Source organism: Treponema zioleckii, from assembly GCF_014737315.1.
GTDB classification, from domain to species: domain Bacteria; phylum Spirochaetota; class Spirochaetia; order Treponematales; family Treponemataceae; genus Treponema_D; species Treponema_D zioleckii.
This window is the reverse complement of sequence record NZ_JPUF01000045.1, coordinates 25,502-32,408: the sequence shown is the minus strand read 5'-3', so window position 1 is coordinate 32,408 and position 6,907 is coordinate 25,502. Positions and strand designations below refer to the sequence as shown.

General features: G+C 44.8%; 4 protein-coding genes. All 4 read left to right on the top strand.

The features are described 5' to 3' along the window. The first annotated feature begins 751 nt into the window (after positions 1-751). Entirely contained in the window at positions 752-1,930 is a 1,179-nt protein-coding gene (locus JI65_RS11780; protein WP_191016830.1) for a hypothetical protein, read from the top strand. Positions 1,931-2,949: 1,019 nt separating this feature from the next. Beyond that, positions 2,950-3,678: an Rpn family recombination-promoting nuclease/putative transposase gene (locus JI65_RS11775; RefSeq protein ID WP_191016827.1), complete on the top strand. Its 729-nt coding sequence runs from the start codon at positions 2,950-2,952 to the stop codon at positions 3,676-3,678. A 377-nt stretch (positions 3,679-4,055) separates the two neighbouring features. Then, positions 4,056-5,648 carry a murein biosynthesis integral membrane protein MurJ gene (murJ, locus tag JI65_RS11770; protein ID WP_191016824.1) on the top strand — a complete coding sequence of 531 codons (1,593 nt, stop codon included), beginning with the start codon at positions 4,056-4,058 and terminating at the stop codon, positions 5,646-5,648. A 50-nt stretch (positions 5,649-5,698) separates the two neighbouring features. After that, a complete protein-coding gene (locus JI65_RS11765) occupies positions 5,699-6,847 on the top strand; it encodes a M24 family metallopeptidase (RefSeq protein ID WP_191016822.1) in 1,149 nt (382 codons plus the stop codon). Positions 6,848-6,907: the final 60 nt, after the last annotated feature.

Genomic DNA, 6,907 nt, shown 5'->3' with positions numbered 1-6,907 from the left:
TTAACGCTGATTCTCGCTGATGAATCGCAGCAGCTTTCCTGTTGTCATTCCGAATTTATTTCGGAATCTCCGCATCACGTCGTGCGGTGGTTGAGCCTGTCGAAACCACGGAAACGCTGCAAGTTCACTTTTAACCTTTAACTTCCCCCGTGCGTTTCCCGCGACTTTTGCAAAAGCAAAACTCGCGCTTTGGTGAGTCTGCTTGCAGATGTTCACGAAACGCGGCGACAAGCGGGGCCGCGTTTCGCGGGTGCCGCTTTGTCGCTCGCACACCGCGAGCAACTTCGGAAACGTGGCGCATTGTCTCCCTTCCTCCGAATTTATACACTTTGCGGTGGTTGAGCATGCCAAAACCAACAACAACAAACCTCCCACACAAGCATTCTAGCTTCTGAATCAACTTCAGCAGAACTGAGCATCGGACAACGCCCCATTCGCATCACACCTCATACCTCATACTTCATACCTCATACCTCATACTTTCTACTTCCTAATTTTCTCATATTTTTTTGCAAAATCTCCAAAAATAAATATTTTTAAATTTTGTTACACAAATTTTTGTCAAAATCCGAATTTTTTTTGAAAAAACTGAAATTCAAATTGACACGATTTAATTATATTTTTATGTTTATGACATAAATCAAATTTAACTAGTTAAACAAATCTTGATTTTAAAAAACTGCAATTGCTAAAGTTTAACATTTTGTTTTACGATACTAATTGCAGAAACTAAAAAAAAGGAGAAAACAACATGAAAAAAGTCGCATTGGCTTTGGCAGGATTGGCTCTCGGAACTTCTGTATTTGCAGAGGGATTCAAATTGAGCGGAGACGTTAAAGGCGGATGGTCTCTCACACAGAACGAGATCAAAAACGGTGACACAGAAGCTAAAACAGCTGGTGTACACGTTAACAAGTATTTGGTAGGTGATGAGTTCGATACAGATGCTCGTGCACGTTTAAACTTCAGCTGGGCAAGCGAAGGAGACGTTGCAGGTGCTTTCGTTCGATTGCAGGACACCCCAAACTACGATCAGGTAGATGTAAAACTTGCTTACGCTTGGCTCAAAGGATTTGACGGAAAGTTCCAGATGCAGGCAGGAAAGCTTGACACTCTCTTCGGAACAGGCGGATACAACGATAGTGATGTACATGGCGGACTCGGATTCTTCGCAGGTGTTTCACCAATCGAAGGCCTCTTGATCGGTGGTGGTGCTCAGACTGACTGGCTCAAAACAAAAGATACAAAAACTACAAAAGTTCCAACGTATGACGAGGATACTGATTCTGTAACTACAAAAGATACAACAACAGGCGGAAAACTTGCTGCTAGCAAAGACGGAATCTACTTTGGTGCTAAATATACAAACAAAGACATCAACAACTTGTCTGTAGCTGCAAGCTACTCACTCGCAGGTTTCTTGAGCGCAGGTGTTTGCGTTGACCCAGTTGAGAAGCTCTTTGTTTCTGTTGAATTGGAGAACAAATCAGCTGACTACATCAAAGCTAATGGTGATACTGACATTCTTGGTGCTAAGGGTGATTTCCGAAATACAATCTACGAGAGAATTGAGTATACAGGCGTAGAAAATCTCTCAGTTGGTCTTAATGCAAAACAGCAGCTTAAGGCTCAGGCTAACGGCTCTGACGATGATGCAGATTTGACTGTAATCTACCTCGATCCATTCGCTCGCTACGAGATCAACGATTTGTTCGCAGTTTCTCTCGAAGCTCAGATTACAATCAACAGCTGGGATGAAGATAAATACGGAAAAACTGATGCTGCACAGGTTATCGTTCCAGCATTCTACCTCAAACCTGCAAAAGGAGCAGAGGCAACTGTTTGGGCTGCAATCTCTACACATACAGATACAAAAGATTCATGGAGCAAACAGCACCAATTCGGAACTGGTGTTAAATTCGGTTTCTAATTTGAGCGCACATAGCATATAAGCTAAAAAGGGACTTCCCATTCTGGGAGGCCCCTTTTTTTACACGCAACGCAGAGGTAAAAATGGACATAGAGATTCTCCAAAGCTGCTATGCTACGTAAGGCTAAACGACCGTACAAACTTTCCACACAAGCATTCTAGACGCTTAATCAAGTTCAGAGCGTTAAAAAGCTTTCAGAATCATTCTGTAAGCCTTTTTGAATCTTTCTACAAGCCTTGTTAAATCATTCTGATAAGCTTTTAGAAACATTCTACAAGCCTATCAGAATCTTTCGACAAGCCTGTTACAATTCTTCTGAAAGCTTATCAGAAACTTTCAACAAGCCTATTATAAATCTTTTGCAAATTTATTAGGATTTCATCAAAGCGGTAACGGGAGCGGTAAGGTTGACTTGTAATCTTTTAAATCAGTTTTACCGCTCCCCAACAGTTTTTCTTCGAAAAACTGTTGCTTTGGTGGGTTCACTTGCAGGAGCTTCGACCTCGCCGCGACAAGCACGGCGGCGAGGTCGAGGTGCAGTTTTGTCGCTCGCGCACCGCGAGCAACTTTGGAAACATGTCAAATTGTCTCCGCTCCTCCGAATTTATACACTTTGCGGTGGTTGAGCTGGCCTAAACATCAATCAACAAACTTTCCACACAAGCATTCTAGCTTCTGAATCAACTTCAGCAGAACTGAGCATCGGACAACGCCCCATTCGCATCACACCTCATACCTCATACCTCGTATTTCCTACTTCTTACTTTTCCGAAGTTTCCACGTAAAAAATAACAAAACTTTATCCCGCAAATTACGTAATTTCCAAACAAAAAACGGAAGTAACATTATAAGGAGACTTACCTTATGACCGATTTACTCACCTCAACACTCACCCCGGAACAAAAATGGGAGCAGGCTACCCTCGCGAACAACTTCCTACGCCGAAATCACAGATTTCGACGAGACTCACTAAAAACGCTTCTCAAGCGTTTTTTTAACGCTCCCTATCTGCAAAATCATGGAATCGGAACCCGAAATCTGCAAGCGCGTAATCGAAATCGACCGAATCGAGATTCCCCAGACCGAACGCACGATGCAGGAATCTTTTGAGTCAAAAAGCGTGCGATTCGACGTTTACGCCAAAGACAGCGACCGAATTTTTGACGTTGAAATGCAGACCGCAACCTCGAAAAAACTCGCCAAGCGGTCGCGATACTACCAGAGCATCATCGACGTGGAGCACCTCACGGCAGGCACCGACTACGACGAGCTCAAGGACGTTTACATCATCTTCATCTGCCTCGGCGACGTCTTCGGCGAAAAACTCCCGGTCTACACCTTCGAGAACGTCTGCACCGAAAACGGCAGGACAAAACTCAATGACCGCACGTTCAAAGTGTTTTTCAACGCCGACTTGTGTGATAAAATCGACTCAAAGGAACGGCGGAACTTTCTTGCCTTCCTGAAAGCCAACGAGGCACGAGACGACTTTACCGAGACACTCCGCTCAAAGCTCGCCCTCGCCAAGAAAAACATGAAATGGAGGCGGCAGTATATGACCTGGGAACAAACACTCAAAGAATACGCAAAAGAAGCATACGAAGAAGGTCTAAAAGAAAACGCAAAGAACAACGCGATAAACTTGTTGCAGGAAACTGATTTATCACCAGAAGTTATTGCGAAATGCTGCAAGCTTTCGTTAGAGGAAGTTTTGGAACTAAAGGAAACGCTGCAAGTTCACTCTTAACCTATAAGCCCACTTTTAGCGTTTCCAAAAACTCGCGCTTTGGTGAGTCTGCTTGCAGATGTTCACGAAACGCGGCGGCAAGCAGAGCCGCGTTTCGTGGGTGCAGTTTTGTCGCTCGCGCGCCGCGAGCGACTTTGGAAACATATCAAATTATCTCCGCTCCTCCAAATTTACACACTTTGCGGCGGTTGAGCCTGTCGAAACCACCAACAACAAACCTCCCACACAAGCATTCTAGCTTCTGAATCAACTTCAGCAGAACCGAGCATCGGGCAACGCCCCATTCGCATCACACCTCATACCTCATACTTCATACTTCATACTTCATAATTTTGCAGGTGATGCGTAAAACATAAAAAAAGTTTAGAATCATATTTATGGCATCTCAAAAAAAATCAAAATCACTCTTGGGAGCGGCATTCTCACTTTCATTTTTTACCCTGCTCTCTCGAATTCTTGGACTTCTTCGCGAAATGACGAAAGCTAAATTTTTAGGCACTTCTAGTTACGCGGACGCATTCGTAATCGCTTTTATGATTCCAAACCTGTTCCGACGGCTTTTTGCGGAAAACGCAATCAGTGTCGCGTTCATTCCTACCTTTAGGGGATATTTGGAAGACTCAACGGACGAAGGCGTAAAAAAAACGCGTGAATTTGCAAAAGCCACCCTTACGCTGGTGAGTTTTTTAACAGCAGTCGTCGTCACATTAGGAATAATCTTCACTCCACTGATAATAAAAATTTTCTACAAAGAAAATGACCTCGCGCTCATCAGTGAAACCGCGATTCTCACACGAATAATGTTTCCCTACCTGTTCGTTATTTCGATTGCAGCGTTCTTTCAGGGAATTCTTAACGGCGTAAAGATTTTCTCACCGTCAGGATTCACGCCAGTTCTTTTCAATTCAATCGTAATTGCGGCCACTTACGTGCTTTCGCCGTACACGGAAAATCCTGCGCGGGCAATGTCAATCGGTGTAATCATCGGCGGATGCGTTCAGGCAATTTTCCAGCTGCCGTTCGTAATCAAAGCAAAATGGTGGTGCGGATTCACTACGCTCAAAAATGCATTCACGAATCCTGGAACACGAAAAGTCCTTATGCTGATTGGACCTACGATAATCGGAATGGCCTGCTACCAGCTAAACGACGTTGTTTCAACGGCACTCGCCGGCCGGGCAGGCAAAGGAATCGTTTCTAGCCTTCAATACTCCCTACGGCTTCAGGAATTGATTCTCGGAATTTTTGCAGTTTCAATCGGAACCGTAATTCTTCCGGATTTGAGCGGGCTTGCAAAACGAAAAGAATGGGAAGAATTCAACACGATGCTCGCACAGGCAATAAAAATCATCGCGCTGATTTCAATTCCAATCACATTTTTCTCGCTGATTACCGACAAAGAAATCATTTCGCTGGTTTACAAAAACAGACGTTTTGACGACGAATCCGTAAGGCTCACGATGAACGTATTCCCGTGGCACATCGCGGGGCTTTTCTTTATCGCGGCGAACAGAATCATCGCGCCGGCATTCTACGCGCAGGGCGACACAAAATCACCGACGTTTGCGGGCATCATCGGCTTCGCATTCAATATCCTTCTGGCACTCATTTTGGTAAAACCGCTGAGCGGAGCCGGAATCGCAATCGCACTTTCTGCGGCGAGTCTTATAAACACGCTCGTGCTTTTTGTTTTCTTGAAGCGGAACAAGAATCTGAATATTCGAACACTCGCATTCGGAACGATTTTTTATTCATCAAAACTCATTCTCTTTTCGGTTGTGGCAGGAATTCCGACTTATTTTGTGCGAAAACTTCTCGTAGCGCGATTCGCTGATTACGGCCGACTTGTGGGCATGGGAGTTCCGCTTGCAATTTCGGCGGCAGTTTTTGCGCTGGTCGGCGTTGCTTTACTGGTACTTACTCGTGACGAAATCGTAAAAATCATTTTGAAAAAACTTCGCCGAAGATGATTAACAGGCATCCGAACAAATTTGAAAAAATAATTTTTTGAGGAAATAGAATGAAAAACTTTACAGAAGATGAAATGAAAAAAATCTACATCGCTCGCAAAGAAAAACTTTTTGACTACATGGGCGAGCACGGAATCGGTGCGGTCGTTTTTGAAGACACAGAAGGTCGCCGAACTCCGGCTGTGCGCTATTTTACAGGGCATCCGAGCGACGCAATTTTTATTGCAACCTCGGACGGACAGTCAATTCTTTTGCCGTGGGACGAAAATCTCGCAGCCAAAAAGTCAGTTGACTGCAAAATCATTTCGTACACAAGTTATGACCGAAAGAACACAAAAGCCGTTGCGGGTGTTTTAAAATCAGTCAAGGCAAAAGGAAAGAAAAAAGTTGAGCTTTCCCCGGACACGCCGTACCCGCTTTTCTTAAAATACGTTGACACGCTCGCAGAAAACAACTGGGACGTTCTTTGCCGCGAAAAAAGCACGCACGATTTTGTAAATGAACTCCGAGCGCAAAAAGATGAATACGAAATTGAGTGCACAAAGGAAGCTGCAAGAGTTGGCGACTGGATTATAAGCGAAATTGAGCGAGGAATCCGCGAAGGCTGGCTAAAAAAAGAAATGGACGTTGCTCTTTTAATCGAAAGTGAATTGAGAAAGCAGGGATGCGAGAAAACTGGCTTTGACACGCTTGCGGCCGGACCTTCCCGAAGCTGGGCGATTCACGCTTTTCCAGGTTACACGGACGCACCGTGGCCGGCAGACGGACTTTCAATTCTTGATTTTGGAGTGGTTTACGAAGGCTACACAAGCGACACAACGCTCACAGTCGCAAAGAATCTCAATGAGCAACAGGAAAAACTCGTTGCGCTAGTAGAAAAAGCGGCAGAAAACGCCCTAGAGTTTTACAAACCTGGAAAAAGCATAAAAGCCGCCGCAGAAGCCGCAAACGAAGTCTTTGCAAAAGCAAAGCGCGTTATGCCGCATTCCCTCGGTCACGGAATCGGTCTAGAAATCCACGAGGAACCGCGCGTCAGCACGAATGTTTCTGGCGACCAAACTTTTAAGCCTGGAATGATTGCCACGCTGGAGCCAGGGCTTTACGACCCAAAATTGGGCGGAGTTCGCCTGGAAAATGACGTTCTGATTACAGAAAATGGAAATGAGGTAATTACCCACTCAAAGATTATCAGAGCTTAAAAAATTAAGGCCGTATGCCCGATACGGCTAAAGGTCGCCGTCACCCCGAACTTGATTCGG